Raw genomic sequence first — 349 nt, 5'->3', positions numbered from 1 at the left:
GCACAGTCATGATTACCTCCTCCGGCGCATCACGAACGAAATGATTCATAGCATACTTTTGTTCCATTAGCATGACGCAGGATACGAAATGTTTTTTATCCACTGGTTTTGAACCATTCGGCCGGCAACCTGAATTTTACATTCCCGCTGTCGGCCGCCATTGATCCAGATCAAGCATGATGCGGTGTTCGCCGGCCGAATGATTCAAGGCCAGCGCACCACGGGCGGAAGCGACGATAGGATGGCTTCGACATTGCCGCCGGTCTTCAGTCCGAAGGTCGTGCCGCGGTCGTAGAGCAGGTTGAATTCGACGTAGCGCCCGCGGCGGACGAGTTGCTCGTCCCTGTCT

At 54.7% G+C, this 349-nt stretch carries 1 pseudogene; it reads right to left on the bottom strand.

The features are described 5' to 3' along the window. Positions 1–210 precede the first annotated feature (210 nt). A pseudogene (locus AC1D0P_RS32890) lies at positions 211–349 on the bottom strand (coproporphyrinogen III oxidase); the annotation flags it as partial.

The organism is Polaromonas sp. P1_G2 (genome assembly GCF_056405515.1).
Note: the sequence above shows the minus strand (reverse complement) of the source record. Positions and strands in the feature narration are given on the sequence as shown.